Source organism: Arthrobacter sp. Y3221048, assembly GCF_059092685.1.
This window is the reverse complement of record NZ_JBNHHX010000003.1, coordinates 565,348-591,963: the sequence shown is the minus strand read 5'-3', so window position 1 is coordinate 591,963 and position 26,616 is coordinate 565,348. Positions and strand designations below refer to the sequence as shown.

Sequence of the window (26,616 nt, the reverse complement as noted above, 5' to 3'; positions counted from 1 at the left end):
GACGGGCAGATATCTCTTGACAAGTGTACAACGTACACCTAGTTTTAGATCACAAGGTGTACGCCGTACACCCAAGACTTGGGGGAATCAACAATGGCTGCAGAAACCATCGCCGTCACCAAGGCCTCCGGGCGCCAGCCCCGCGGCCGCTGGCTCATACCCGCCGGCTTGATCTTTATCAGCCTCATCCCGGTCATCTTCGGATCCATACGCGTGGCCGAGCTGACCGGGGGAGCACCGGTGACGCCGGCCAACGAGCGGTTCTTCGACTCGCCCGTTCCCGTGCTGATCCACATCCCCGCGGCCATCGTCTACAGCCTGGTAGGGGCCTTCCAGTTTCTGCCCTCGCTGCGCCGCGGCAAGCGAAGCCGGCGCAGCTGGCACCGCATCGCCGGGGTTGTCCTCATCCCGGCCGGCCTGCTCGCTGCCCTCTCCGGCCTCTGGATGTCCGTCTTCTACGACCTCCCGCCCGACGACGGCGTCATCCTGCTCGTCCTCCGGCTGGTGTTCGGCACGGCCATGACGGCGAGCATTGTCCTGGGCATCCTCGCGATCCGGCGGCGCAACTTCGCCGCACACGGCGCCTGGATGGCCCGCGGCTACGCCATCGGAATCGCGGCGGGAACGCAAGCCCTGGTGACCATCCCCTGGATCCTCCTGGTCGGCCCGACCAACGAACTGAGCCGTGCGGTGCTCATGGGGGCAGCCTGGCTGCTCAACCTTGCGGTCGCCGAGTACTTCATCCGCCGGCGCGCGCAAAGGGCCACGCGTTCAAAGCGCATGTCCGGCAGTGCCACGGCACTCTCGACAGGTGCTGCGCGATAGGGCCGCAGTCTACCGGAAGTGGCTCCTCCACATGTCGTGAGCGTGGTCGAGGTGCCTCAGGAACCCTGCGATGAAGTGGTCAGGGTGCTCGGTGGGAAGATTGCCGCCCACGCTGACTATGCCTGCCCCAAAGCACCGCCACCGCCGCCAAGCCCGCAGCATGCTCTTGGAGCAAGTAGCAGCCCTTTTCTTCGGTGGGCGGAAGAGAATGGCCGGTTCGGCGGGGCCGTCGTCAGGAATCGAGGGGCCACATTTTAATGCGCCTCTGATGACTGGAGCCGCAAAAACGTATAACCTGTGCGTAGTCTCACATACAAGGAGCGGGAAGCATGGAAAAATCGCCTGTTCACTACCGACCAGTGTTGTTGTCCCGGCAAGGGGAGCGTCGGGCGCTTAAGGATTTGACGCCGGAGGAGCATTCGCAGTTCACCCCGATCTTCGTGGTCCCTCCCCGGGCTTGGAATTATGACACTGAGGAATTCGACAAGAGTCTCGAGCAGCACTTGGAAAAGGTTCCCTCGGAATTAGCCTCGGCCCGCAGCGGTCACTCGGCCTACATAGATCTGGTATTCCTCGCGGACGAGCTCGCAAGTGCCGAGGCCGCGCAGCCTCTTCAGGTGTTGTTTGAAAAGTCCCTGGAGGAGGGGCTCACTCTAATTCCCGTCGTGTCGTCAACCAGCCCAGTCGAGCTCATCAAGGCAGCCCGTGACCTGGCTGCCGACGCAGGGACAGGAGCTGCTGTGAGACTTCTTCCCTCGGAGTGGCCTTCGGCTGCGCCCGACGTGTTCTACTCCCTTTTGTCTGACTTAGGGTTGCAGCCGAACGATATCGATCTTGTGTTGGATCTGGGCGAAGATACAGCTAGCGATCTGACGCTCCGAGCTCTTGCACCTGAGGTTCGGTGGACCACGGCCCATGGCCCTTGGCGTTCAGTGACGGTTGCCGGTGCAGGTATGCCGAAGGAACTGCCAAGCGGAAGGGACGTCCATGAAATCGAACGTACGGATTGGGTAACGTTCAAAAGCATACGTAGGTTGGTAGCAGCCGACGGTACAGCTGGGATTGACTACTCCGATTATGGCGTTGCTGCGTATGACCCCACCCTGGAAATCAATCCGCGGTTCCTCAATATAAGCGCTAGTTTCAGGTATACAACGCCCGAGTCGTGGCTTTTTGCCCGCGGTGATCTTTTTAGGGGCAACGGTGGGCGAGGTTTGGGAGCGGCTGCTGTTGGTCCCATGCTCGACAGGCTCCGGCAGCATCCGCGCTACGCTGACACTGAGCGAGACCTGGCGAACGAGTGGATCGATAGTGTCATCGACCAGAACACATCGGGAGGTAACGCGACTGTGTGGCGTCGGTGGGCAACGTACCATCACATCAAGACAGTACTAAATCAGCTCTCCAGTTAGCTCGGCCTTTCAAACGCCGCCGTACGATCTCCCGGATATCGTCCAGAGGGATGGATGTCGAGAGATGCTCCCAAAGTGCCCGTCTGGGTTTTGACCGGAATCCCTTGTCAAAGCCCAGGCGGGTTAGTTCGTCCAGCAGTTCATCTCGCCAAAGCAGCCGAGTCAGGTAACGGGGATCGATCCCGGGATTGAAGGAGGGCGGCCGGATATCGTCGAGAGTGACAGGGCCGTCACCTTCGGCCACAGCCATCGTCACTCCCCACCAATCTGGAACGATTTTCAGTGCGGCTTCATGATGGTTCTCAGCCACCACGAGAACAGCATAATCGAGCATTTTCGAATAGAGCTCGACCTGCTTTGGCAAACGCCGTAGGTTGTCCTTCGCACTCTTTAGCTCATAGCCCGAAAGACTTCCGTTGATAACCGCGACGTCTACCCGCACTTCTCCACAGAGATCTAACTCGTCCACGAAACGCGTGTGCTCCAAGTCATGCTCATGGATGCTGATCAGGGCACAGTGCAGGGCCTCTCTCACATCTTTATCGCGCACAGCGAAAGACTAGCATCTGGTGGCGCTCATCGCTGGTGGGCTCTTCTTCTGAACTGCCTGCTCCGTCGACTTGTGGTGTGCCCGGTCTGCGAATGTCGACGACCAATGGAACATCTTCACGAGGCCGGAGGGAAGCATCGTAAACTTCTCCGATGACCCGCACCGGCCTTCGGTAATCAGGCTCGACCTCGATGCTCGGCGCGTTGCTTGCGCAAATCGGGTCGCTAAGTACTTGTTACTTCACTGTTCGTGCGCATCCTTGGCTACAAATGTCCTTATGCTGAATTACCCTGGCCTAGTGAATGCATTTATTGGGGGAGGGGAAGCAGTCCCCCTACAAGAAGGTCTGTATGAGGTCCTCCACACCGAATCGCTGTCCCGCCGTTTAGAGCACTTGCCGAACTACCAGACGAACTTCGAATTGGTAGACGCTGCTGACTCCACAGAGATCCTTTCAAGACATATTGGTGAGGCCGCCAGGAATGCATTGGCGGCGGCGAAGCCCGAGGACCGGCTGGCACTTGCCAACGGGATGTTAGAAGTTATCCAGGCAGAAGACTCGATCAAGGACGGCCCGCGGCAACTTCTTTCGCTTCATGCACCGGAGAAACTGCGACGTCGAAACCTTCGTCGTCCACTTACCGCATTATCGGATTCTGCTCTTCTAACGAATGGCAAGGACGATCCGAACCTGGCAGCAGAACTCCGTGCCGAAATGGCCTCGGCCAATGCCGTCTACCTGCTCAGCGCCTTCATCAAGTGGAGTGGTCTGCGTCTTCTGGAGGCGGCACTCGATGAGCTCGTAGAACGCGGTGTCCCCCTCCGCGTTATCACCACCACCTATATGGGCGCCACCGAACGCCGTGCGGTTGATGAGCTGGTCCGCAGACACGGGGCAGAAGTGCGGATCAGCTACGAAACCCAAGCCACTAGGCTCCACGCCAAGGCATGGCTTTTCCGCCGCAACACTGGATTCGATACGGCCTACGTGGGCAGTTCCAATCTGAGCAGACCGGCCCTCCTGGACGGACTGGAATGGAACGTCCGTTTGTCGTCTGTCACAACGCCTGCGCTGCTGAACAAGTTCGAAGTCACGTTTGACAGCTATTGGGAGCAGCGGGCTTTCGTCCCCTATGACCCGGATGCCGACGCCGAAAGGCTCGACGCCGCCCTGCTGCGGAACGGCGGCACCACCGCGATGCAGCCCATGGGAGCCACTGGGCTGGAGGTCCAGCCACATCTGCATCAGGTTGAGATGTTGGAGGAGCTTGAAACGTCCCGCGGAATCCACGGCCACCATCGAAACCTGGTAGTGGCAGCTACGGGTACCGGCAAGACGGTTGTCGCTGCCCTGGACTACCAGCAGCTTTGCAACCAAGCCGGCCGCCAGCTTACTCTGCTGTTCGTCGCCCATCGGAAGGAAATCCTGGAGCAAGCCCTGCGCACGTACCGAGCCGTTACGCAGAGCGGCTCATTTGGCGAACTCTACGTCGGGGATGATAAGCCGACCCAATGGAAACACGTCTTTGCCAGCGTTCAGTCTCTGGGGTCCAAAGGTATCGAACAGATCTCTCCCCAGCATTTTGACGTCGTTGTCATCGACGAGTTTCACCACGCAGAGGCACCGACGTACCGGCGGATCATTGACCACCTTCGCCCGCAGGAACTGCTTGGGCTGACCGCCACCCCGGAGCGCGGCGACGGCGTCAACGTCGCGGAGGCGTTCTTTGGCGGCCGCACAGCAAGCGAACTTCGCCTGTGGGACGCATTGGATGCCGACCTGTTGGTTCCATTCCATTATTTCGGACTGGCGGACGACGTCGACCTGAGCCAGGTGGAATGGAAGCGGGGCAACTACGATCTCCAGGCACTGAGCGTCCTGTACACGGGCAACGACGCCCGTGCGGCCAAGGTCATTAAGGAACTGCGCGATAAAGTGCTCAGCACCACGGAGATGCGAGCCATAGGATTCTGCGTCTCCGTCCAGCATGCACGTTACATGTCCAAGGTTTTTAACGGCGCCGGCATCACTTCTGTGGCAGTCTCAGGCGACACGACCAGCGAGGACAGGGCCGCAGCCCTCGCCAATCTTCGGAGCAAGGAGATCAACTGCATTTTCGCCGTCGACCTCTTTAACGAAGGCCTGGACGTGCCGGAAGTTGACACGATCCTGCTGCTGCGTCCGACGCAAAGCTCGACCATCTTCCTCCAGCAGCTCGGCCGCGGCCTCCGGCGAGCCGAAGATAAGGCCGTCCTGACAGTTCTGGACTTCATCGGCCAGCAGCGCCGCGAATTCCGATTTGCCCCCAAGTTCCGGGCGCTGACCGGAACCAGTCGGGCAGGCCTCGTGAAACAGATCGAGGAGGAGTTTCCGCTCTTGCCTTCAGGCTGCCAGATCATCTTGGATCGGGTGGCGCAGCGGATCGTGCTGGATAACATCAGATCCCAGCTGAGGTTCAACCGCAACCAGCTGGTCGCCGACGTACGGTCACATGCCGAGGTCCTGCTGGAGGACTACCTGCGCGAGTCCGGCAGGGACGCGTCGGAGGTATACCGGAAAACCGGTGACTCCTGGACGTCGCTGATCCGTGAGGCCGGGCTGATCGAAGCCGGCGTGCAGCCGCCCGTTCACCGCGAGGGCCGGTCACTTTTCGAGGAGCAACTTGTACTCAAAAAGATGACCGCGCTGATGCATGTCGATGATCCTGAACGGGCTGAGACATACACTGCACTCGTTTCCCCAGCCGGCGTGCCTTACGAAGACCTGGGGGAGCGAGAGAAAACCCTGGCCCGGATGCTTTTCTTTACCCTCTGGCCTGATGGTGGAGACTTCGAAAAGTACGACGACGGCTTCGAGCAGTTGCGGGCCTATCGTTACGCTTGCTCGGAGATTAGCCAATTGATGAAGCTCGGCGTCGAGGCTGCCCGCCACATGCCTAAGGGGCTCGGACTAGGCCTACAACACCTACCCATGTACTCCCACGCCACATACCGCCGTGAAGAAGTGCTGGCAGCCCTCGGCATCGCCAATCTCGGCGGGCGGAACGCGCAGCACAGGGAGGGTGTTGCCTGGAGCCAGGAAATAGCTACCGACGCCTTTTTTATCACCTTGAACAAGGACGAAAAGAATCACTCGGCCACCACCATGTACAAGGACTATGCGCTGAGTGAGGACTTGTTCCACTGGGAATCACAGAACTCGGCGTCCACCACGAGCCCGGTCGGGCGGCGGTACCTTGACCGCAAAGCGCACGGGTCACAGATTGTTCTGTTTACAAGAGAGCATGCAAAAGATGATGCCGGAATGACCATGCCCTACACATGTCTGGGCCAGGTCGATTACGTGCAGCACTCGGGGGAGAAGCCGATCGCGATCACTTGGAAGCTGCAGAGGCCGATGCCGGCGGACGTTTACGCGGCAGGCAGGGCGGTGGCACGGTGAGCAACGAAGCAGTCAACTGCCCTGCATTAGCGGAAAATCTTATCTTTGGGCAGAAGAAATGTTCCCCAGACTGCCTGGAACTGTACAAGACTGTAGTTGTCAAAAACCCAGATCATCCAAGCGCAACTTAAGTGGCAGCCCAGCTCTGTCAGCGAAGCCAAATGATGAAGGAAATGATGGCGAAGTTAAAGCACTTCAACTACTCGGAATTGGTCAACGCAGGATTCGAGGGCTTCCGTCCCTTCGAAGACCTCACTCAGCGGCAGTACAAAGGGGACGGGGGCGTGCCACCATCTCCGGGTGTTTACGTTGTCTTGCGACCTTCGAGCGCCTTTCCAGTCTTTCGAGAAAGAGGCTTCGGTGGCACTCACAAGGCCAAAGATCCGAACGTTCAAGTCTCTATCTTGGAATCGAAGTGGGTTGATGGAGCCTCGGTAGTTTACATTGGCAAGGCATCAAACCTCTGGGCGCGGATTCGCGAATTTCGCAACGCGGGTCGGGGCAAAAGCCACGGTCATGCCGGCGGAGAATTCATATGGCAGCTGGCTGACGCCCGTGATCTCCTGGTCGGGTGGAGAGTAACGAGCGGCGAGACAGCAAAAATGATAGAAGGCTCAATGATCCAAGCCTTTGTTGAGAAGTTCGGTAGTCTCCCTTTTGCTAACCGCGTCAACTGAGATGTGCCGAGTGGAGGTAGCAGCGCGGCCGGGCAGAGTGGGGGAGGCTCATGGGTGGAACGCGTCGCAGCTTTCGTGCAACTGGCAACCTACGGGGTAACCACCACTAGACAAATCTCTCCCGGAGACGGCTCATTCGTCGCCGTCGTCGGGGTTGATCCGACGTCATCGAGGTGGACTATCTACCGGCGGTCAGGTCGCTGCGTCGCCGTTCGTCCGGTCGATCACGCGGCCGGTGCCGGCGATTTCCCGTGCGAGCTCGATGCCGTCCTTGGCCTCCTGGAGGGACGGATACGTGACCGATTCGGCCATGAGATTCCCCTTACCGTCCAGCATTCTGACCCGGTAGCCGCCGTCGGGCGCCTTGATCACTTCGAAATGCCCAGCCATGTCATGCGTTCCTGTCCACGAGGTTTCCACGGCGCGGTGGAGTCCAAACAGTATGCCATCCGGCGTTTGCTGCCGTCTTGAGCCCTTGCCACACGTGCCCGCCGCGAGGACAGTGGACAGTACGCTGACACGCTAGCGAAGGGAAAAACCCATGCAGATCGACAAGCAGCAGATCATCGATTTCCTCAAGCAGCAGGGAAAAGAGGACCAGGCAGTTGCGGCAGATGCGGAACTGCCGCAGAAGGTGGACACCGAGCGCGACTCAGGGCTGTTGTCCAAGCTGGGCATCGACGTCGACGCGCTGCTCGGCAAGCTCCCCGGAGGATTGGGCGAGAAGCTGGGCGGCATGAAGGACAAGCTCGGGGGATTTGGGTAACCAACGCTTCCGCCTAAAAGCGGCCGCGCCGCGCAGCGCCCGGTGACAACCTAGCGGTTGGCTCCGGGCGTTGCCGTGCCTGCCACCATGGGATTTATTGGCAGCCATGCCGGGCCTACGGCGAACTCATCTTGCATCGCCACGCTGAAGCCGGCGGCGGCTATCGCCGCGGCCGTGTTCCGGTTGGGCTCGCAGCCCTGTGCCGCGAACGACCACACGGGCCGCAGCAGGTCCTGCACTTTGCCGTGCGCGCCAGGGCCGCGGACGTGCTCCAGGAAGAGAAGCTTGCCGTCGGGCTTGAGCACGCGCTTGGTCTCGGCCAGCGCGGCCGCCTGGTCGGGGACGCTGCACAGCACCAGTGTGAACACCACGGCGTCCACGCTGGCGTCCTCGGCCGGCAAGTCCTCGGCTACCGCATCCACGACGCGCACCGTTGCGGAGTGGGTCCCCACCCTGGACTCCAGTCGCTTCCGCATGTTCGGGTCCGGCTCGACCAACGTGACGGAGCACCCCGACGGGAAGTAGGGCAGATTCGCGCCGGTGCCGGCACCGACGTCGTACACAATTCCGCTCAACCCGGACAGCAAGGCCGTGCGGTGCGACGCGAGCACCCCCGGTTCGCGGCGAATGGCAGCATCATATTGCGCGGCGAACAGCGCGCTTCGCAGTCCCATGAGCGTGGTCCTTTGTTCGGCTCCGGAGTAGGGCCCCGGTGTCGACCATACTCCGGGTGCCCGGGGGAGGGAGGGCGTTCAGGCCGGCCGCGTGGTTTCCTTCGGTTCTTCGTGCTGCTCATGTCCGGCCGCACGTTCCTTGGCAGCCTTGAGCTGCCTGTGCAGCAAAGCGTTGTCCTCTTCAAGCTCCAGGACCTTACCGACGCCGGCCAGGTTCACGCCGTCGTCCACCAGCTCGCCGATGCGGCGGAGGCGGTCGACGTCGTCCTGGCTGTACCGCCGCGTGCCGCCCGCCGTGCGCTCCGGTTCCAGCAGGCCGCGGCGTTCGTACAAGCGCAGGGTCTGCTCGCCGACGCCCACGATGTCGGAGACCACGGAGATGCCGTAGACACCCTTGTCCGTCCGCGGCCGCTTCTTCTCGCTTGCCAAAATTCCTCCAAAAACCGACTTGCAAACATAGTAGCGCAGAGTCATAATATCTATGCGCTCGGACACAGATTAGGTGAGCGTCAAGGAGAAGAACTGAAGGAGGCTGCCATGTTGATGAGAACTGATCCCTTCCGTGAGCTGGACCGCCTGACCCAGCAGGTCTTCGGAAACCAGGCGCGCCCGGTGGCGATGCCGATGGATGCGTGGCGCGAAGGCGAGGAGTTCGTCGTCGAACTCGACCTGCCCGGCGTCGATCCGTCCACCATCGACCTGGACGTGGAACGCAATGTCCTCACGGTTGCTGCGGAGCGCAAGTCCAAGATCGAGGACGGCAAGGAAGTCGTTGCCGCCGAACGGCCCAGTGGCACGTTTAGCCGCCAGCTGATCCTGGGCGACACGCTGGATACGGACAAGGTCACGGCGAACTACGAGGCCGGCGTGCTGGCCCTCCGGATCCCCATCCGCGAGCAGGCCAAGCCGCGCAAGATCGAGATCAAAGGCGGAGACACCAAGCAGATGATCGACGCCTGACCTGTGGGATCGCAGCCGGTGGTTACGCCCGGGCGCGGGCGGAACCACCGGCTGGCCATGAGCGGCGTAAGCTTCCGGCAGCAGGAGGGAGGCCAGCATGGGTGACGCCGACTTCTATGCCATCCTGGGCGTGTCGCCCGATGCCAGCGATGCTGACATCAGGCGCGCCTATCGGTCCTTGCTGCGAACGCATCACCCGGATCTGAACCACGACGGCGATGCGCCGCGGTCGCGTGCCGACGGCCTGGCGATGGGTGCCATCCTGCAGGCCTACTCCGTCCTGGGAGACGTGGGCCGCCGGGCAGATTACGACCGCGGACGCCGGGTGGGCAGCAGGCGCGGCCAGACGGCGGCCGCTTCGCCCGGCGGCGGGCAGACGGCTTCGCCGGGACGGCCCGCGGCGCCCAAGACGCGCCCGCGCCCTGCGCCCGGAGTGCGCCCGGCCATGCCGGTGGCGGATCCGGTCTACCTCGGCTTCCCACGACCGGAGCCCGAGGATACCGTGTGGCCTGAGTGGCTGCTATTTCCCTTTCGATGAAGCGAGGATCAATGCCTGTTTCCAGCTGGCGCCGGTACGACCATCACCTGTTTCCCGTTTTCCATGAACGGTTCGAGGAGCGCTGGGGGCCGGGGACCGCGCCGTTCTTGGACCCGAGCGTTTTCGAAGAAGGCCAGCCGCGGCCGCGTGCGCAGTGGATCAACGTCGATACCGGCGCCGCCGTCGCCGTCGTTCCGGTGTGGGAGGACGACGACGGCGAACACCGGTCTTTCGCCGTGTTCTACCTGCCGCCGGGCGGCGGCATCTGGGCGCTGCGACCGGGCTTCACAAACTACACGGAGAGCGTCAACGGCGGCCCGGAACAGGCGGCTTTGCGCAACGACTCGTTCAAGAAGGCCGTGGCCCACGCCGAAGAGTTCATCTACGGGACTGGCGGGACTGGGACCTGACTCTTTGGCGGCAGGTCGGGAAGAGAGCCTCCGTCGGGACTAGGAACGCTGAAGGGTGACGACGGCGGGTGGCGAGGAGGAAACGCTCCCAGGCCACCCGCCGTCGTACGTGATTCTTGGCTGGTCTTACCTGCCGGCAGCTTGCTTGGTGTCCCCGGTCAGGGCTGCCAGCGCTCCGGTGTCCATGTCCTCGGAGGGGCCGCTAAGGTAGCGTGCCATGCTGTCGTCCATGGCGTTGATCCAGCGGGTGTGGTGCCGGGCGGCCATGGTGCCGGTCATGACGGAACGGTGGATCGTGTCCCGGTAGCCGAGGATGTTCTCTTCTTTGTCCTTCATCCACTGCTTGAGCAGGGCGGCCACGGCATCCAGATCGAACTCCGGGTAGTCCGTCAGCGCAATCAGGTCGCGCAGGTAATCCGTCTGGAAATCAGCCTCGGCGTCATGGTCGGCAAGGGCGTCCTGGCGGTCCAGCCAAGCCTGGATGTCCGCGGCGCGTTCCTGCAGCGAGGGCAGTTCAATCCGGCCGAGCATCACGTCGCGGGCGAACCAGGCCTGCCCGTCGAACATGTTGAACGTGTAGTACTGGTCCTGCGCGCCCAGATAGAACAGGTTGGTGTTCTGCTGCCAGACCACGCCCTTGTAGAGGTCGCCGGGGTAGAGCAGGTTCGGCGACTGCAGCGACAGTTCGGTGGGGAGGAACGGGTACTTGTGCAGGTAGCCGGTGCACAGGATTACTGCGTCGAACCCGCCGGTAGTGCCGTCGCTGAAGTGCGCGGTCCGGCCCTCGAAGCGGGTCACCAGCGGGCGTTCAACGGCCGACTCCGGCCAGTCGAAGCCCATGGGGCCGCTGCGGTAGCTAAAGGTGACGGACTTGGCGCCCATCTTGTGGGCCTGCATGCCGATGTCCTCGGCGGAGTAGCTGCTGCCGATCATGAGCAGGTTCTTGCCGGCGAACCGCTCGGCGCCGCGGAAGTCGTGGGCGTGGAGCACCTCGCCCGGGAAGCTGTTGATGCCGTCGAACGCCGGCACATTCGGGTAGGAGAAGTGGCCGGTAGAGACTACGAGCTTGTCGAAAACGTGCGTTTCGGTGCGCTGCGCCGCGAGGTCCTCGACGGTGACGGTGAATTCCCTGGACTCCTCGTCGTAGGAAACCCAGCGGGCCACGGTGTTGAACCGGACGTACTTGCGGACGTCGGATTTCTCCACGCGTCCGGCGATGTAATCGAACAGGTCTTCGCGCGGCGGGAAAGAGGATATGGGGCGGCCGAAGTGCTCGTCGAAGGTGTAGTCGGAGAACTCGAGGACTTCCTTGGGCCCGTTCGACCACAGGTGCCGGTACATGCTGCTGTGCACGGGCTCGCCGGCGGCATCCAGGCCGGTGCGCCAGCTGCTGTTCCACTGTCCGCCCCAATCGGACTGCTTTTCGAAGCACACTATGTCCGGGATTTCGGCTCCGAGTTTACGGGCTGATTCGAACGCGCGCAGTTGGGCCATGCCGCTGGGTCCTGCACCAATGATTCCGACTCGCGTATTAAATGCATCTCCTCATTCATTGGATCTCTCCGTCAGGCTCGACGCTCCGAATCCGCAGAACGGCCGTATCGGCGCACCGGTGGCGGTGAACAAGGCGCTAGGTGCGCAGCGGTATGACACTGGCGGCGCAGGAAGGCGCCGGGCCCTGAATAATCAATCCCGAGAGGGAGACGGGCACCGTGTCCGCGGGCAGGCGAGGAGGCCTGCGCGAGCGATTCGGAGCGGCCACCGAAGATCCAATAACACCGGTTGGCCTTCCTCAATAGCATCAGGTTGGGTGTGGCAAGTCAAAAGCGGAGAGATCCGTCACGTTTCTCGTGACGACCGCCGCGCGGTCGGCGGGCGGGAATCATTCACTCAGTCATGGCCCGGGTGCTCGTGCGCCATGTGGCCTGCGGGCTCCAGTTGGAAGGTGGAGTGTTCCACGCTCAGCTCGAAGTGTTCGGCCACGCACTGCTGGAGATGGTCCAGAACCTGCGGGGCGTGACCGTCCACAAAGCAGGAATCCTCGATGACCACGTGCGCGCTCAGTACCGGGATGTTGGAGGAGATCCGGGAGGCGTGCAGGTCGTGGACCGACAGCACGTGCGGCACTTCCAATATGTGTTGGCGGACGTCCTCGAGATCCAGGCCCTTCGGCACGGTTTCCAGCAGAATGCTGCCGGCCTCGCGGAGGATCTTGATGGTGCGCGGGACGATCAGGATAGCGATCAGCATGGCGGCCAGCGCATCGGCCTGGGTCCACCCGGTGGTGGCGATGACGACGGCGCTGGCGATGACGGAGACGGAGCCGAGGGCGTCATTGACCACCTCAAGGAAAGCCGCCCGCAAGTTGAGGTTCGCGTTCCGGCCGGCGCTGAGCACCAGCATGGAGGCGATGTTCCCCAGGAGGCCGATGATGCCGAAGACCAGCAGGCCACCCGAACTGACTTCGGGTGGGTGGAACAGCCGCTGGACACCTTCGACCAGCGCGTAGATTCCGACCGCGAGCAGGACCGCGGCCTGGGCCCCCGCGGCCAGGACTTCCATCCGGAGGTATCCCCAGGTTCGGCGCGGGGTGTGCGGCCGGACCATGAGCGAAGCAGCGATCAGGGCGATCAGCAGCCCGCCGGCATCGGTGAGCATATGCCCGGCGTCCACCAGCAGTGCAAGGCTCCCGGTCACGAAGGCGCCGACCACCATGGCGACCAGGATGGAGGCGGTGATGGCGAAGCCTATGGCCAGCCGGCCGCGGTGCGTCGGCACGGCATGGTGGTGGTGTCCGCTCACGCCGACGCCTCGGCTGAGGGTGCCGCACCGGGCAGCGCCTCCGCGGCAGCCCGGCTCCCGGCAACCGTCGGGCACAGCTCGACGGCGTAGCCGGTGGCCTTCAACAGTTGCTCGGCCGCGGCAAGGGCGGCGAGCAGCTCGGGTTCGGTGGTCAGCGAGTACATCGACGCCCGTCCCACCGGCCGTGAGTTGACCAGGCCGCAGTCGCTCAGGCACGACAGGTGGGCGCTGACCGTGGACTGGGCAAGGCCGAGGTGCTCCGTCAGCTCCCGGACCTTGTGCTCACCCGTGGTCAGGTGCTGCAGGATGGTCAGCCGGGTGGGGTCCGAAAGGCTGTGGAACAAAGCGGCCGCCGGCGCCAGATCGCCTGTGCGGCCGGCAGTCCGTTCCCGTTGCATCGTCATGTGGCGATGATATCGGTATGGTGCGAATTTGTCTCAGCAGATACGAAGAACCGCCTGCCTGACGGTTTCCGCGCGACTCGAGTATTAACAGGAGGAGCGGTCGATTGTCGCGCTGAGCTCGACGATCGACCGCTCCTCCTACGAGTGGGAGGAAGTTCCGGTGCTACTTCTCCCCGGCAATCTCCATCGTTGCGGATTTCGAGCTCAGGGACTGCTCTTGGTCACGCAGCTCCTGCAGTTCTTCTGCTTCTTCCGCAGTGTCTCCGGCGGCGAGGCTGCGGTAGTGGAGCGGCCGGTTCTTGCGCAGCCAGAAACCGAAGGCCAGTCCAGCCGCGCCCGCCACGGGGATGATCCAAGGCACGGCGAGCATCTCCGGAGAGTCCTTACCCGTGATGTAGCTGAACGCGCTCAGCTCGATGATCAGGGCGGCCACCAGCAAGACAGTGGCGAGTATCGGGGCGACGGTCGTTTTCCACCAATGGCGCTCGGAGGCTGGCTGCCGGAGGAAGAAACCTACGGCGGAGCCGGACGCAAGGGCTTGCAAGGTAGTTGCTCCGACCGCTCCCAACCCAAACCCAATGGGGGCAATCTCCGTGTATGGGTCGATTCCCACGACGGAGAAGCCAAGGATGATCACAACAGCAAGGGCTGCGAGGATGAGGATGGCCGAACCGGGTGAATTGTGGCGGTTCTTCCGGCCAAGAATAGCCGGCAGCAGTTCCTCGCGGGCCAGGCTGTTGAGATAGCGGGCCACAAAGTTCGTGGTCGCCAGGGCGCAGGCCAGTTGTGCCAGCAGGGCCAGCAGGCTCAGCGCCCACACGCCCGCCTCGCCCAGGTACGCAGCCGTCGTGGCGAAAACGAAGCCGGCCAGGTCGGCCCCCACCGCCTCCTGCAATCCGTCGACGCCTGTCACACCGGTCAGTGCCCAGGCTACGAGCGCGAATGAGGCGACCAGGATGATCAGCGCCCCGTAGAGAGCGCGGGGAACGGTGCGTTCGGGATTCTTCGCTTCGGGCGCATAGAGTGCCCCTGCTTCAAAAGCCTGGAAGCAGAGCATGGCAAACACGAACGCGATCGTCCACTGCCCGACGCTTAGGACATTCGGGGAGAATGCTTCCGCCGGGAACGCCCCGGGCAAGCCCTCCTTGGCGACGATGGCAATCACCAGGGCGGCCAGAATCAGCAGTTCGAGGCCCACGATCACAAAAGTAACCTGTGCGCTCAGGTCGATCTTCCGGTATGCCAACACGGTGACAACCAAAAGTTGGGCAACGAACCAAACCTGCCACGGGGCATTGATGCCAAAGCCAGCCAGGATCTCCTGGTTCACAACGGAGGTCACCGCGTAGATGCCGATGAGCAAGGTCGAATACGTGACGACGGCAATCATCGCGGATCCCACACCTGTAGGCCGGCCGAGCCCCCGGGCGATGTAGTTATAGAACGCTCCAGGACGCGTGATCCTGCGGACCATCTGGACGTAGCCCACACAGAACAGTCCGATGATCAGTCCGGCGACAACGTACAAAAGCGCCGTTGAGGGTCCGCCGAAGGCCAAGCCCAGCGGGAGCGTGCCGACGACGACGGACAACGGTGTGAGGGCTGCGACGATAAGGACGATGATCTTCGTGGACGTTAACGTCCGCTTTGCGGAGTGCGTTGTTTGCGGCACTTCGCCCGAGTGGGTGGGAATGGACATCGTTGTCCTCCTTTGAACGGGTTGGAAACGGGTTATGGATGTGACTGACCGGGAGCGAAGGCCTTTATCTCCACTTAGCTTCTGACTCGCACACGTTCCGGGTCGTGCACGGGGGTGGGGCGGACTTCCACGGCAACCCTGCGCTCACCGACACGTATGGTGAGGCGGGTGCCGACCTTTGCGAAGTCCTTTGGCAGCCGGGCGAGGCCGAGCGTGGTTCCGCCCAAGGCAGGAGAAGAGACCGCCATGTTTACGCTGCCGATGGCTTGTTCCTCGGCGTACAGGATTGCGCCGTCCAATTCCTCCGGCGCGGCATCGGACACCACGCTCACCACGCGCAGGGGTGCAGTCTTCTTCCGCTCCCGCAATGCTTCCTGGCCACGGAAAGGCGACTTCTCCAGGTCGACCGTCCATCCCAAGCGGCACTCGAACGGTGTGATGTCCGGGTTATAGTCGACGCCGGCCAGCATCAGGCCGGCCTCGATTCGGGCCACCATGAGCGTCCCGCCGGCAAAAGGCACAACCCCCAAATCTGTCTGGGCAAACACAGCCTCATACAGCGTTTCCGCGTTATCGGCGGAGACCATCACTTCATAGCCAAGTTCGGCGGTGAAACCCAAGCGGAAGATGTCAACCGGAACGCCTGCCACCTTAGCGTCCGACAACAGGGAGTAGTAAGGCAGCGCCTCGTTGCTCAGGGCAGAGTCGGTAAGCCGCTGGAGCAGCGTACGGCTGTTGGGCCCCTGGACCGAGAGAACGGCGAAGTCCTCCCTGCGTTCCCGCACCGTGGTCCCCGCCGGTGCCGCAGCCCGGAGTGCGTGAGTGACGTCCGGGTTGCCGCCCATCACCACGACTCTGTCAGCGTCAAGCACGCTCACAGTTACGTCATCCACCATGCCGCCGTCATCCGCCACGATGACGCCGTAGGCAATCCGGCCCACGCCGATAGCGTGTGCATCGCGGGAAAAGAGCGAGTCGACCACGGTACGCGCCTCGGGACCCTCGACGAACCACTTGTAAAGCATGGAGTAGTCCTGCGCGACGACGGTGTTCCGGAGCGCACGGTACTCGATATCCAGGCCGGCGACCGCCGTCGGCATCCGGTAGCCCATAACCTCTTCCCACTCGGTCACGTCCTCTTCGTACAGCGGGCTGAATGCCGTGCGGCGGAGGTTGTAGGTCATCATGGCTTACGTTCCTTTTCAGAAGGTTGCTGCGGCTGCTTTCGATCAACCCAATCCAATGACCAGGCGTCGTCCTTCGTTTTAATATGACACAGGTGCTCGTAAAGTGTATAGGGGCAAGCCGCACGCTTTAGTCTGCTCCTCGTCCGGGCCTGAAGTACTAGTGCACCGAGCACAGAAGAATCGGCGATCTCTGGCTCCGATGGACATATGGCGTCCCGCACCGATTGCCTAAAGTGCTTGCAACCCTCAGCACGGTTGTGCTCGGCAGCTGATGCATCCTTCGAGATGTGAGACGTCCTGGTCCAGCGCTGAGTACGACCGAATGAACATCGACCGATTGGATGGACGCAGTGCACAATCCTCGCTATCTCGTTTTCGGCCTCGGGGCCGTCGGTACAGAAGCGGTGAACTCACTGCTTCTAGATGGGGCCGAAATCGTTGGTGCCTTCACGCGCGCCAGCCATGTGGGGGAGGACCTGGCCGAAGTCCTTGGGCTGCCGCCCTGCGGCGTGCGGGTGCAAGCGGCGGGGGACTTCCGGGCAGTGCCCGGCATGGCTGACATCGCGTTGTTCTTTACGACGACGGCGCTCACCGACCTGCTCGGCCCGGCGAAAGAGTGTCTGGCCAGCGGCATCAATGTGCTGACCATCGCTGAAGATGCAATGTACCCGTGGGACTTTGACGCAGCCACGGCCGCCGAGCTCGATGCCGCGGCCATCGCTGGAAACGCCACCTTGGTCGGCACTGGTGTCAACGAAGTGGTGATGGCGCAGGTGCCGGCGATGTTGGCGGGCATCGTGCCGGGCGTAAACCGGATAGAAGTCGAGTGCGTAGGCGACTTCGGGGCCTTCGGGGCTGAACTGCTGTCCTTCCTGCAGATCGGAGTCGACCCGGCTGACTTCAAGCCGGGGACCGGTGACGGCCAAGATGTCATTTCCCGACAGTGTGCCCGCATGATTGCCGGCGTCATCGGTACGGAGGTGGTGACCGAGAGTATCTCCGTGGAACCTACAGTTGCGGCTTCGCCGATGAGGGTAGCAGCGCTGGGGGGCGACTTCCCGGCCGGGGTGGTCAGTGGATCACTGGAAAAGACAATCGTCGCCACTGTTGCCGGTGTTGACATCGAAGTCCGCTTAATCGGGAAGGTATTCGAAGCGGGAGACGAGGAGTATGCGCTGGCCACCGTACACGCTCCCTTGCTGGCCGAGCCCATCGCGCTCCGAATCAGCCCACTGCCCGGAGTGGCATGCACTGCAGGCATTGCGCTAAGCCGGGTCCCTGACGTCCTTTCCGCTCCGGCTGGATATCTGCGCGCGGAGAAGTTGCCGAACCTCAGGTTCCGGGCCCCGCTCGCCTTCCAAGCGGTCGCCGGTCAGTAGAGCGGCCGTCCTAAGTCGGGCGGCCGGCACCGCCGGGAGTGCGTCTGCGCGGCTTCCGGCGGTGCTTGCCGCCTAAGCCGGGGCGATGATCCGGCGCAGAAGTGGCTCCACGTCAGAGGCAAAGAACATGGCGTCCTCCATGACCGACTGCAGCAGGATGCCTTCCAGTGTGTAACCCAGCAGTGCCGCCGTCTGTCGGTCGCAGTACGGGGCAACGACCTGGTCCATCCGCCACTCCCTGATCTCCGGCCGCAGTGCCGCACGGTGCAGCGTGCTCAGATACAGCCCGTACTCCAGCACCAGCTGCTGATGCTGCCGGACGGTGACTTCCTCTACGAGGCGAGCCAACCCGCCTGCGAGTCCATGCGCCTCGACCAGGGGTTTGAGGATCTCGTGGAAAGACCGCTCGTTGCGCTCGCGGATCACCCGGATGGTCGAGACCAGCAGGTCGTCCTTATCGGTGAAGTAATACGTAGTGGACCCCAGAGGGACTTTTGCTGTATCGGCAACCGCTCGGAAGGTCAGTGCGTCCACGCCGTGCTCGGCGACGACCCGGGCCGCCGCTTCTATGATGCGCTGCCGTCGCGCGGGGTCATTGGGGCGGCGTCGCCCGGTGGTCGAAGAAACGGTCACATAGTAACTGTACATACCTGCGGCCCCTACCTCGCAGAACATACGTATTCGGGAAAGTGTGTACAAGTAACTGGCGGGGATGGCGACATCTGTGCGGGTTCTTGCTGACCATCCTGCCCAAGCTAAGTGCACACATTCCGCGTTCCTTAAAATAAATCTCAAACCTCTTGTATTAACTCTGTGAGGTGCCTAACATCCTTAAGTATGTACAAAGGTACGCAAACGCTGATCAGGGAAAAAGCCTTGGACCCGATGGAATTCCGCCGCACGCTGGGGAGCTTCGCCAGTGGTGTTGTAGTCGTCACCACGGTCACTGAGGACGGTGAAGTCCACGGTATGACCGCCAACGGCTTCGTGTCGGTTTCACTCGACCCACCACTGGTGCTGGTGTCAGTGGGAGAAAGAGCCAAGATGCATGGGCATCTTAACAACCGCCCGCGCTACGGCATCAGCGTGCTGGCGGAAGACCAGCTGGATATTGCCTCCCACTTCGCCGGCAAACCAGGGAAGACTCTGCCGCAGTTCACGTGGGAAGACGGCATGGCCCTGGTCGACGGAGCCGTTGGCTACTTGTCCTGCAGCATCGTGGACCGCCACAGAGCCGGCGACCACACCCTGTTCATCGGGCACGTCCATCAACACAGCCACACCGGCGGCGCCCCCCTCACCTTCCATGCCGGCCAGTTCGGCGCCCTCGCGAAAGGACCCACTTCATGACCATCGTCAACGAATCCACCGAAACCGCCCCCGTCGCTCCGGCCTCGACAGGACGGATGCAGACGGGCGACGAGTTCCTGGAAAGCCTCCGCGACGGACGCGAGGTCTGGATCTACGGCGAGCGTGTCGACGACGTCACCACCCACCCGGCATTCCGGAACTCGGCACGGTCGCTGGCTTCACTGTTCGATGCGCTGCATGACCCCGAGACCCGCGACCGCACCACCGCGCCGACAGACACCGGAAGCGGGGGACTAACGCACCCCTTCTTCAAGTACGCCCGCACCAAGGATGACCTGCGCGCCAGCCGCGAGGCCATCAGGACCTGGCAGGAACTGGTGTTTGGCTGGATGGGCCGCACCCCGGACTACAAAGCCTCGCTGATCACCGGGCTGGGTGCCAACCCTGAGTACTTCGGCGAGTTCGCCGACAACGCCCGCTACTGGTACAAGGAAACCCAGGAACGCGTGCTGCACATCGGCCACGCCATTGTGAATCCGCCGGTGGACCGCTCCCGCCCCGCCGAGGAAGTCAAGGACGTTTACGTCCACGTGGAGCGGGAAACCGACCAAGGCATCATTGTCAGCGGGGCCAAGGTGGTGGCTACCGGATCCCCGACCACGCAGTATGTCTACGTCTCCCACGCCGGTGCCCCGCTGAAGGACAAATCCCTCGCCATCACCTTCCTGGCACCGACAAACGGCAAGGGGATCAAGATGTTCTCCCGCGCCTCCTACGAATCAACGGCGGCCCGCGCCGCGAGCCCCTTCGACTACCCGCTGTCCTCCCGGCTGGATGAGAACGACGCCGTACTCATCTTTGACCAGGCGCTGATCCCTTGGGAGAACGTGTTGATTTACGACACGCAGCGGATGGCCGAGTTCGACACCGTCTCCGGCTGGGAAGGCCGGGCCGTCCTTCAGGCCTCCACCCGCTTCGGCGTCAAACTCGACTTCTTCGTGGGCGCGCTGAGCAAGGCGCTGGAAATCACCGGTGCCGGGCAGTTCCGGGGCGTGCAGGCAGCCCTGGGTGAAGTGATCGGCTACCGCCACGCCGTCAACGCCCTGCGCGATGGAATGATCGAGAACGCCACCCAGGGCTGGGGCGATGACCTGGTGCCCAACCGGGCGTACGGATGGGCCTACGCCTCCATGGCGTCCTCCATGAACCGGCGCATCCGCGAAATCATCGAGACGGTGGTGGCCTCCGGGCTGATTTACCTGAACTCAAACGCCGTGGACTTCCAGACCCCCGAGATGCGCCCGTATTTGGACCGCTACCTGCGCGGCTCCAACGGGAAGACCGCCTTGGACCGTTCCAAGACCATGAAGCTGCTGTGGGACTCGATCGGCTCGGAGTTTGGCGCCCGGCACGAGCTGTATGAGCACAACTACTGGGGCCAGCCCGAGCTCTGCCACCTGACGCTCAACGAGTCGGCACAGCAGGACGGCACGCTCGATCATGCGCGGTCGCTCGTGGAAAAGTGCATGGACCAGTACGACCTCAATGGTTGGACCAGCGACAAGCTCTTCTCGCCCGATGATGTGAACTTCATCAGCAAGCGCTGAGCCGGCTGCCTCTTCCGGCCCGACCGCACGAGGCATGTCAGCGGTTGCGACGACGGCGGTGCCGCCCGGGGAATCAACTCCGGCCGCGGCACCGCCGTCGGTGTCTGTACAACCCAGAAAGGACGGCTAGTCATGGCCAAAGACCCGCAGCTTCCTGCGATCAACGAGCTTGCGGGCGACGTGACGCCCCGTCTTCCGGAAGCTGGAGGAAACGTCGCCGGGTTCCACGCGGTTCCGCCGACCCCGTTCCTCGTGGTCGTGTTGGCCGCAGTCTCCGCCGTGCCCCAGCTGGCGATCGACATGTACCTTCCCGGGTTTCCCGAGCTGGCCCGGGAGCTGGATGCTGCGCCCTTTGCCGTGCAGCTGACCCTGACGGCCTTCCTGATCGGGCTTGCCGGCGGGCAGTTGGTCATTGGACCGTTGTCGGACCAGTTCGGTCGCCGTAAGTTGCTGCTGGCCGGCTCAGCGCTCTGCGCTCTTGCCACGGCGCTGTGCGCTATGGCCCCAACTGTGGAGGCCCTGATCGCCGCCCGCTTCCTGCAAGGGGCCTCCGGCGCGGCTGGGGTCGTTTTGGCCCGGGCTGTGCTGGCCGATCGTGCGTCGGGACGCCACGCCGCGCGCCTGTTTTCGCTGATGATGGCCATCCAGGGCCTCGCCCCGATCCTCGCTCCTTTGGCTGGGGGAGCGGTAGTCCCGGTCCTTGGTTGGCGTGGAGTGTTCTGGGTGCTGACCATCCTCAGCGTGGTGCTGTGGCTGCTGGCATTGCTGTTCATCCGGGAGAGCCTGCCGCTCGAGCAGCGGCGGGCCGGAGGCGTAAGCGAGTTGGTGTCGCTGATCAAAACAGTCATGCTGAACCGCGCCTACATGGGGTATTGTCTTGCCGTGGGCTGTGGCCTGGGCGCCTTGTTCTGCTACATCGCCGCCTCGCCGTTCATACTCCAGGAGACGTTCGGGCTGGGCCCGGGCTGGTTCTCCATCATTTTCGCCGTGAATTCCGGTGGTCTTGCCCTGGCTAGCCTCTTAAGTGCCAAACTTGTCAGCCGGTTCAGCCCTGCCACGGTTATGCTGCTGGGGCTGGCGCTCATGCTGGGAGGCTCGATGATCTATGTCCTCCTGACTTCCACCGGCGGCCCGGGTCTTTGGGCCACGGTGCTGCTGTTCTTCCTCATCGTGAGCAGCCTGGGACTTGTTCTGGGCAACGCCACGGCGCTCGCGGTCGAACAGATCCCGCACGCGGCCGGCACGGCGATGGCGGTCATCGGAGCAGCGGAATACTCAATTGGCGCGGCTGCTGCTCCGCTCGTGGGCCTCGGCGGAGACGACTTGCAGATTTCGCTGGGTGTCGGCATGCTCGCCTGCACGCTCATCGCTGCTGCTGGAGGCTGGGCCGCCGGTCGGCGACGCCCCTGACCAAGCGTCCAGTACGGTCCTTCCGATGCCGCCACGGGAGGCGCAGACCATCACGCGGTCCTTCCGACGCCGCAACAGGGGCGCAGACAACATGCGGTCCTTGCCCAAACTTCGATGCCGTTTCCTAGTCCAGGCCCACTTCTGCGCAGCCGGATCAAGATGCGGCATACTCGAACTGTGCACACAAAGATCTCAACCTGCCGATTGGCGGGGATGGAGTTGGTCAGCTCCGACCCGGCCGCCAGTTCTGATTTCTATGCCTGGCTGATCGGTTCAACGGACGTCGATGCCGGTACCTGGGACGCCGCCGCAATGCTGCGGGGGCGTGGCATCTTCGCTGTGACGGAGCAGCATGCGGACGGACCGAACTCCGGTTGGATCCCGTTCTTTCACTTGGTTGACGCCGGAGCGGCAGGAAGCCGCTCCGCCGCAGCCGGGGGAGCGGTGCGAAGCATCGTTCTTCCCGGCGGCGATGAGCGTACCTATGTGGTGGACGGCCAGCAGGTGTGGACGGGTATTGCAGACGCCGGTTCAGTGAGCGGGTCGGGCGTCGGCCAAACGAACGTGGATTATTCGACGAAAGACACACGGGCAGCTGCCGACTACTACCAGTCTGTTCTGGGTGTGGACCGGTTGGACGTGGTAGACGATCCTTACGACTTCCGCCTGCTTTACGATGACCGCCGGATCGTGGCAGGTTTCGTACAGTTCGGCGGCTACTTCATGGAGGCGGGCGAATCAGGCTGGCTCGTCTACTTCGATGTTGCCGACGTGGACCTCGCCGTCGCAAGGGCGGTTGAGGCAGGTGCCCGGATTATTGTGCCCGCCAACAACAGCACGATGAACCGCTATGCGGTGCTCCGCGATCCCTTTGGCCAGACGTTCGGGCTCAGCCGCTACTACGAGCCCGATGACAGGATCCCGGTGACGGTGGAAGCTGGGGGTATCAGGGGTTTGCTTGACGACTTCGTCGACCTGGGCGGGCTTGGCTAGGGACTACAGTTCCTGCAGGCCGGTCAGGGCCTGAAGCGCAAGCCACAGGTTGGTGATGTGGCGAGTCGACGCGACGTCGTAACCCAGCAGGTCATGGATCTGCCTCAAGCGATACCGAAGTGTGTTGCGGTGTATGAATAACGCCTCAGCAGTCTCCGCAAAGGAGCGGTTCGAGGACAGGAAGGCCTGCAGTGTGGCCACCAGCTGCGTTCCATGACCGCTGTCGTAGTCGATCAATGGTTTTAGCGAGGCCGCGGCTAAATCCGACAACGGCAGCGTGGTGTTGGTCAGCACGAGCAGTTGGCCAAGGTCCACGATCTCCGGCCGCCGGACTCCCGTGCCACCGGAGGCTGCCGACAAAGCCTCGAAGTAGCCTGCCCGGATGCCTGCCGCGCCGGTATGGACAGAACTGACCCCCACGGACCCGTCGGAGCCCACCTCCTGCATGTGGTTTAGTAATGACGCGGCAATCCGGTCCACCATTGGGTCTTCGGGTACGAGCATGAGGATGCGACCGTCGACGACGACCCGCACAAAGGGCTCATGCTGGTTGCTCAGCAGAGTATGTATGTTCCAGGGCACGGAGAGCAGTCGTTCGCGGCGCATGTTCGCCTGGCCCAGCAGCACGCGGTAACGGGACTCGGGATCAAAACCAATGCTGCGCAGCCGGCTCCGGGCTTCCGCTTCCGAGACGCGGTGATGGATCAGGTCGTCCATGACATGCTGCGTGAGTTCGCGTTTCCCGTCCTGGCGGGCGCGCAACCGGCCAATCTCCAGGGTCACCAGGTCCACGGCCGCTGCCAGGAGTCGTCTCGGGGGTGTCGGCTCGTGGACGGCAAGAATCGCGACGGCCTCATTGTCCACGAAGACACGCGCCGCCGCGACCGGCAGCGCGGAATCGGCACCGAGGCTCGCCTCCAACACCAGGGGGTAGTTCCAGATGGTACGCGACGGTGAAGCAGCCAAGGTGTTGCCGTTGATATCGAACAGCGCGCTATCGGCACCCAAGGCCTGCCGCAGCGCCGCGACGATGCTTTGCAGTCCGCCCTGACGCGCGGCGCGGATCAGAGTCCAGACGCCGGATTCGCCCGCGCCTTGGTCCAAAGGAGTACCGGCCTGTTGGGCAGGCCGCACGGCATGTTGGCCTAGGTCAGCAGGAGAGTCTTCAGTTTTTCCAGACACCAGCGCATCCATCTTCTGTGTTCCACGCACTGCCAGGGCAGCACCTCGTCGGACAAATTGTGCGTCAGGCACCATCTCGGAGTCAATGATTGTCAGTGCCAGACATTGTTTGTGACGTCGGGCACTCCCAGACTTGAGGGAAAGTCACATCCCGTGATGCGCAAGGAGATTCCTATGACACGAGCATTTGTCGCCACAGCCCCCGCCCAGTCGGCATCGGAGCAAACCGCCGCCAAACCAGCAGTGGCCACCGGAGCGTCGGTCGAGCCGGGCTTGGCCGGCCCATTTAGCCTTCAAGTTCCAACAGAGAAAGACCCGCGGATCCGGTACGAGCTCGAACGGCTCCTTGAACGCGCCCGTGAGATTCGCGCAAAGCTCCGGGAAGCACAGGCCCAGACGGAAGTCGATGGACAATACTCGCAGGAAGTGCATGAGTACTTCCTGGAGCATGGTTTCTATCGGATGCTCCAGCCGCAAATGTTCGGGGGCTTGGAGCTGGGGGTTTCAGCCTTCTATCAGGTCATCGCCGAGGTGGCGCGTGGCTGCCCTTCAACTGCTTGGTGCCTCTCGTTGTCCTCGGGCCATGCTCTGACTTTGGGATCATTCTTCGAAGAGCGGGCTCAGCGAGAGGTGTTCGGCGCCCACGGCCACATCATCTGTCCGGCCAGCGGCAACAGTCAGAACACAACAGTTGAGCGCGTTGCCGGCGGTTGGGAAGTCACCGGGTTCTGGCGGTACTGCTCCGGGGCACCGTACTCCACCCACTTCATGGCCACGGCCTTCCTCCCCGGCTTGCAGCCTGACGACCCCGAATGCCGGGTCTGGATGATTCTGCGGAGAGAGGACTACGAAGTCCAGGACGACTGGGGCCGAGTCATCGGAATGCGCGGCTCGGGATCGAACAGCATCAAGGCGGAGAAAGCCTTCGTCCCCGATTACTGCATCTCCGAGGAAAAGTGGACCGCCTCCAATCTAGGCGAAACCGTCGGGTCGAAGCTGCACAACAACCCGGTCTATGCCGGGACGTTCTTCGGGTTCGCCGAGGGTGAGGTTGCCTCCACGTCCGTCGGGCTGGGCTACGCGGCGGTCGACGAATTCGAAAAAATCATCATGAAGACCCGGCATCCGTGGATCAAGGATGGGTCCATACGCGGAGATTATGAGGAATGGCAGCGGGTTCTGGGTATGGCCATCTCGTACGTCGACGGGGCACAGTCCATTCTGGTCAACAGCTCCCGGCTATACGAGGAATATGCGGCACGGTCGGCCGCCGGCATCGAAGCATTTGATGAATCACGTTCGATGAGGCTGAACGGCGTCTACTTCGTGGTTGAGGAGTTGGTCTGGAAGGCCGTTGAACTGATGTTGCGCAATGCCGGCAGTCAGAACAGCGCGGATGGTGCCCCGTTGCAGCGCTACTTCCGGGACATACTGACCACCCGAACCCGCACCGACACCTTCGAGTTGTTCTCCGTCAACACGGGCACCTCCCACCTCCGAGCCTGACCAGCCCAGCCAACTTTTGCCTTGTCCCGCCCATGTTCCATGGGCGGGACAAGGCGCATTTAACGGGCTTACTGACGGTCATCCCGGGTTTCTGAGCTTGTGCATGCGGCACAACGAACGCGGGTTTATCTGTCGACGGCTACATCGCTTGGCACAGCCGTCGACTTCAAACTTGAGATAACAAGCAAGCACGTCCCTCAGTCAGAGGAGCAGGAGTAAACCATGACAGCTAGCATGACCGATCAGAGCATTGACTTCCTACAGGATGCCTTGAGGGCGGACGCGAAGCAGGTCTTTGCCCAGTTCCCCAGCGGCGTGGTGGCCGTCTGCGCGGTCCTCGAGGGGGGCAACGCAGGCTTCGCCGCTTCATCCTTCCAGGCGGTGTCCTGGGACCCGGCCTTGGTTTCCATTTGCGTCCAGAACGACAACAACACCTGGAATGCTTTGCGGTCCAGTGAACGGATCGGAATTTCCATCCTGTCAGAAGACCAGGGTCCGCTGGCTTGGCAGTTGTCGTCACGGAGCCGGGACCGCTTCGACGGAGTGCAGACCCGGGCTTCTTCGGGCAGGGCACTGTTTATCGATGGCGCAACCGCATGGATGGAGTGTTCCATCCATCAAGAGATTCCGGCTGGAGACCACACGCTCGTCTTGTTTTCGGTGCATCACCTGGGCACCGCCGACCAGACGCCCATGGTCTACCACCGGCAGTCCATCGGACGCATCGTGGCGGCCTGACTGCCACGGGAGGGACTCCCACGGGCGGGAACTGCCTGCTCACGCTCTCGCTTCCCTGCTGTGGTCAAGGGCGATCGGATACGGTTTGGTCCCGTCAGCACATGAGCTGTCGGGACCAAGCCGTTTAATCGATAATTCCGTCGG

General features: G+C 62.4%; 26 protein-coding genes. 15 read left to right on the top strand and 11 right to left on the bottom strand.

Annotated elements, in window-relative coordinates; genetic code table 11:
- Positions 1-93: 93 nt before the first annotated feature.
- Together AC5RVS_RS11565 and AC5RVS_RS11560 are read left to right on the top strand one after the other, a co-directional pair.
- Positions 94-825 carry a DUF2306 domain-containing protein gene (locus AC5RVS_RS11565; protein WP_494108227.1) on the top strand — a complete coding sequence of 244 codons (732 nt, stop codon included), beginning with the start codon at positions 94-96 and terminating at the stop codon, positions 823-825.
- A 329-nt stretch (positions 826-1,154) separates the two neighbouring features.
- Positions 1,155-2,237, top strand: a complete 1,083-nt coding sequence (locus tag AC5RVS_RS11560) for a beta family protein (protein WP_494108226.1) — start codon at positions 1,155-1,157, stop codon at positions 2,235-2,237.
- Here AC5RVS_RS11560 and AC5RVS_RS11555 read toward each other — a convergent pair.
- Positions 2,206-2,787, bottom strand: a complete 582-nt coding sequence (locus tag AC5RVS_RS11555) for a sce7726 family protein (RefSeq protein ID WP_494108225.1) — start codon at positions 2,785-2,787, stop codon at positions 2,206-2,208. The genes AC5RVS_RS11560 and AC5RVS_RS11555 overlap by 32 nt on opposite strands.
- A gap of 277 nt (positions 2,788-3,064) precedes the next feature.
- On the opposite strand from AC5RVS_RS11555, the gene AC5RVS_RS11550 reads away from it, so the two are divergent.
- A complete protein-coding gene (locus AC5RVS_RS11550; protein WP_494108224.1) occupies positions 3,065-6,229 on the top strand; it encodes a DEAD/DEAH box helicase in 3,165 nt (1,054 codons plus the stop codon).
- A 161-nt stretch (positions 6,230-6,390) separates the two neighbouring features.
- Positions 6,391-6,906, top strand: coding sequence for a hypothetical protein (locus tag AC5RVS_RS11545; protein ID WP_494108223.1), 516 nt, complete (start codon positions 6,391-6,393; stop codon positions 6,904-6,906).
- Between the two features lie 192 nt (positions 6,907-7,098).
- Here AC5RVS_RS11545 and AC5RVS_RS11540 read toward each other — a convergent pair whose 3' ends face one another.
- The gene (locus AC5RVS_RS11540) at positions 7,099-7,296 is read right to left on the bottom strand and encodes a YegP family protein (RefSeq protein ID WP_494108222.1); all 198 of its coding nucleotides are present in this window, start codon (positions 7,294-7,296) and stop codon (positions 7,099-7,101) included.
- 151 nt (positions 7,297-7,447) lie between these two features.
- Here AC5RVS_RS11540 and AC5RVS_RS11535 point away from each other — a divergent pair, with 151 nt between their 5' ends.
- A complete protein-coding gene (locus tag AC5RVS_RS11535; RefSeq protein ID WP_494023528.1) occupies positions 7,448-7,672 on the top strand; it encodes a hypothetical protein in 225 nt (74 codons plus the stop codon).
- A 50-nt stretch (positions 7,673-7,722) separates the two neighbouring features.
- On the opposite strand, the gene AC5RVS_RS11530 is transcribed toward AC5RVS_RS11535, so the two are convergent.
- Together AC5RVS_RS11530 and AC5RVS_RS11525 are read right to left on the bottom strand one after the other, a co-directional pair.
- On the bottom strand, positions 7,723-8,346 hold the full coding sequence (locus tag AC5RVS_RS11530; protein WP_494108221.1) for a class I SAM-dependent methyltransferase: 624 nt from the start codon (positions 8,344-8,346) through the stop codon (positions 7,723-7,725).
- A 78-nt stretch (positions 8,347-8,424) separates the two neighbouring features.
- A complete protein-coding gene (locus AC5RVS_RS11525; RefSeq protein ID WP_494108220.1) occupies positions 8,425-8,775 on the bottom strand; it encodes a MerR family transcriptional regulator in 351 nt (116 codons plus the stop codon).
- A 108-nt stretch (positions 8,776-8,883) separates the two neighbouring features.
- On the opposite strand from AC5RVS_RS11525, the gene AC5RVS_RS11520 reads away from it, so the two are divergent.
- The 3 genes from AC5RVS_RS11520 (at position 8,884) to AC5RVS_RS11510 (ending at position 10,254) form a co-directional block, all read left to right on the top strand.
- The gene (locus tag AC5RVS_RS11520; protein WP_493987766.1) at positions 8,884-9,306 is read left to right on the top strand and encodes an Hsp20/alpha crystallin family protein; all 423 of its coding nucleotides are present in this window, start codon (positions 8,884-8,886) and stop codon (positions 9,304-9,306) included.
- A gap of 97 nt (positions 9,307-9,403) precedes the next feature.
- The gene (locus tag AC5RVS_RS11515; RefSeq protein WP_494108219.1) at positions 9,404-9,844 is read left to right on the top strand and encodes a J domain-containing protein; all 441 of its coding nucleotides are present in this window, start codon (positions 9,404-9,406) and stop codon (positions 9,842-9,844) included.
- A gap of 11 nt (positions 9,845-9,855) precedes the next feature.
- Positions 9,856-10,254 (top strand): hypothetical protein, encoded by a 399-nt coding sequence (locus tag AC5RVS_RS11510; protein WP_494108218.1) that lies wholly within the window; start codon positions 9,856-9,858, stop codon positions 10,252-10,254.
- Between the two features lie 126 nt (positions 10,255-10,380).
- Here the strand turns inward: AC5RVS_RS11510 and AC5RVS_RS11505 are convergent, their stop codons facing one another.
- The 5 genes from AC5RVS_RS11505 to AC5RVS_RS11485 all read right to left on the bottom strand — a co-directional run bounded on the left by AC5RVS_RS11505 (position 10,381) and on the right by AC5RVS_RS11485 (position 16,346).
- Positions 10,381-11,769, bottom strand: coding sequence for a trimethylamine monooxygenase (locus AC5RVS_RS11505; protein WP_494108398.1), 1,389 nt, complete (start codon positions 11,767-11,769; stop codon positions 10,381-10,383).
- 375 nt (positions 11,770-12,144) lie between these two features.
- Entirely contained in the window at positions 12,145-13,056 is a 912-nt protein-coding gene (locus tag AC5RVS_RS11500) for a cation diffusion facilitator family transporter (RefSeq protein ID WP_494108217.1), read from the bottom strand.
- A complete protein-coding gene (locus tag AC5RVS_RS11495; protein ID WP_494108216.1) occupies positions 13,053-13,460 on the bottom strand; it encodes an ArsR/SmtB family transcription factor in 408 nt (135 codons plus the stop codon). Before AC5RVS_RS11495 ends, AC5RVS_RS11500 begins: the two co-directional genes overlap by 4 nt.
- A gap of 163 nt (positions 13,461-13,623) precedes the next feature.
- Positions 13,624-15,159 carry an APC family permease gene (locus tag AC5RVS_RS11490; protein ID WP_494108215.1) on the bottom strand — a complete coding sequence of 512 codons (1,536 nt, stop codon included), beginning with the start codon at positions 15,157-15,159 and terminating at the stop codon, positions 13,624-13,626.
- A 74-nt stretch (positions 15,160-15,233) separates the two neighbouring features.
- Positions 15,234-16,346, bottom strand: a complete 1,113-nt coding sequence (locus AC5RVS_RS11485) for an aminomethyl transferase family protein (protein ID WP_494108214.1) — start codon at positions 16,344-16,346, stop codon at positions 15,234-15,236.
- 551 nt (positions 16,347-16,897) lie between these two features.
- Here AC5RVS_RS11485 and AC5RVS_RS11480 point away from each other — a divergent pair.
- The gene (locus tag AC5RVS_RS11480) at positions 16,898-17,725 is read left to right on the top strand and encodes a hypothetical protein (protein WP_494108213.1); all 828 of its coding nucleotides are present in this window, start codon (positions 16,898-16,900) and stop codon (positions 17,723-17,725) included.
- A 72-nt stretch (positions 17,726-17,797) separates the two neighbouring features.
- Here the strand turns inward: AC5RVS_RS11480 and AC5RVS_RS11475 are convergent, their stop codons facing one another.
- A complete protein-coding gene (locus AC5RVS_RS11475; RefSeq protein ID WP_494108212.1) occupies positions 17,798-18,358 on the bottom strand; it encodes a TetR/AcrR family transcriptional regulator in 561 nt (186 codons plus the stop codon).
- Positions 18,359-18,562: 204 nt separating this feature from the next.
- Here AC5RVS_RS11475 and AC5RVS_RS11470 point away from each other — a divergent pair, with 204 nt between their 5' ends.
- The 4 genes from AC5RVS_RS11470 to AC5RVS_RS11455 all read left to right on the top strand — a co-directional run bounded on the left by AC5RVS_RS11470 (position 18,563) and on the right by AC5RVS_RS11455 (position 23,046).
- A complete protein-coding gene (locus tag AC5RVS_RS11470; protein ID WP_494108211.1) occupies positions 18,563-19,075 on the top strand; it encodes a flavin reductase family protein in 513 nt (170 codons plus the stop codon).
- Positions 19,072-20,643 (top strand): 4-hydroxyphenylacetate 3-hydroxylase N-terminal domain-containing protein, encoded by a 1,572-nt coding sequence (locus AC5RVS_RS11465; RefSeq protein ID WP_493978755.1) that lies wholly within the window; start codon positions 19,072-19,074, stop codon positions 20,641-20,643. Before AC5RVS_RS11470 ends, AC5RVS_RS11465 begins: the two co-directional genes overlap by 4 nt.
- Positions 20,644-20,775: 132 nt before the next feature.
- Entirely contained in the window at positions 20,776-22,053 is a 1,278-nt protein-coding gene (locus AC5RVS_RS11460; RefSeq protein WP_494108210.1) for a multidrug effflux MFS transporter, read from the top strand.
- A 177-nt stretch (positions 22,054-22,230) separates the two neighbouring features.
- Positions 22,231-23,046: a VOC family protein gene (locus tag AC5RVS_RS11455; protein ID WP_494108209.1), complete on the top strand. Its 816-nt coding sequence runs from the start codon at positions 22,231-22,233 to the stop codon at positions 23,044-23,046.
- 3 nt (positions 23,047-23,049) lie between these two features.
- On the opposite strand, the gene AC5RVS_RS11450 is transcribed toward AC5RVS_RS11455, so the two are convergent.
- Positions 23,050-23,763 carry a PucR family transcriptional regulator gene (locus AC5RVS_RS11450; RefSeq protein WP_494108397.1) on the bottom strand — a complete coding sequence of 238 codons (714 nt, stop codon included), beginning with the start codon at positions 23,761-23,763 and terminating at the stop codon, positions 23,050-23,052.
- 639 nt (positions 23,764-24,402) lie between these two features.
- Between AC5RVS_RS11450 and AC5RVS_RS11445 the strand changes: the two genes are divergently transcribed.
- Complete coding sequence (locus tag AC5RVS_RS11445) at positions 24,403-25,734, top strand: acyl-CoA dehydrogenase family protein (protein ID WP_494108208.1); 1,332 nt, start codon at positions 24,403-24,405, stop codon at positions 25,732-25,734.
- A gap of 222 nt (positions 25,735-25,956) precedes the next feature.
- Positions 25,957-26,472 (top strand): flavin reductase family protein, encoded by a 516-nt coding sequence (locus AC5RVS_RS11440; protein WP_494108207.1) that lies wholly within the window; start codon positions 25,957-25,959, stop codon positions 26,470-26,472.
- Positions 26,473-26,616 lie beyond the last annotated feature (144 nt).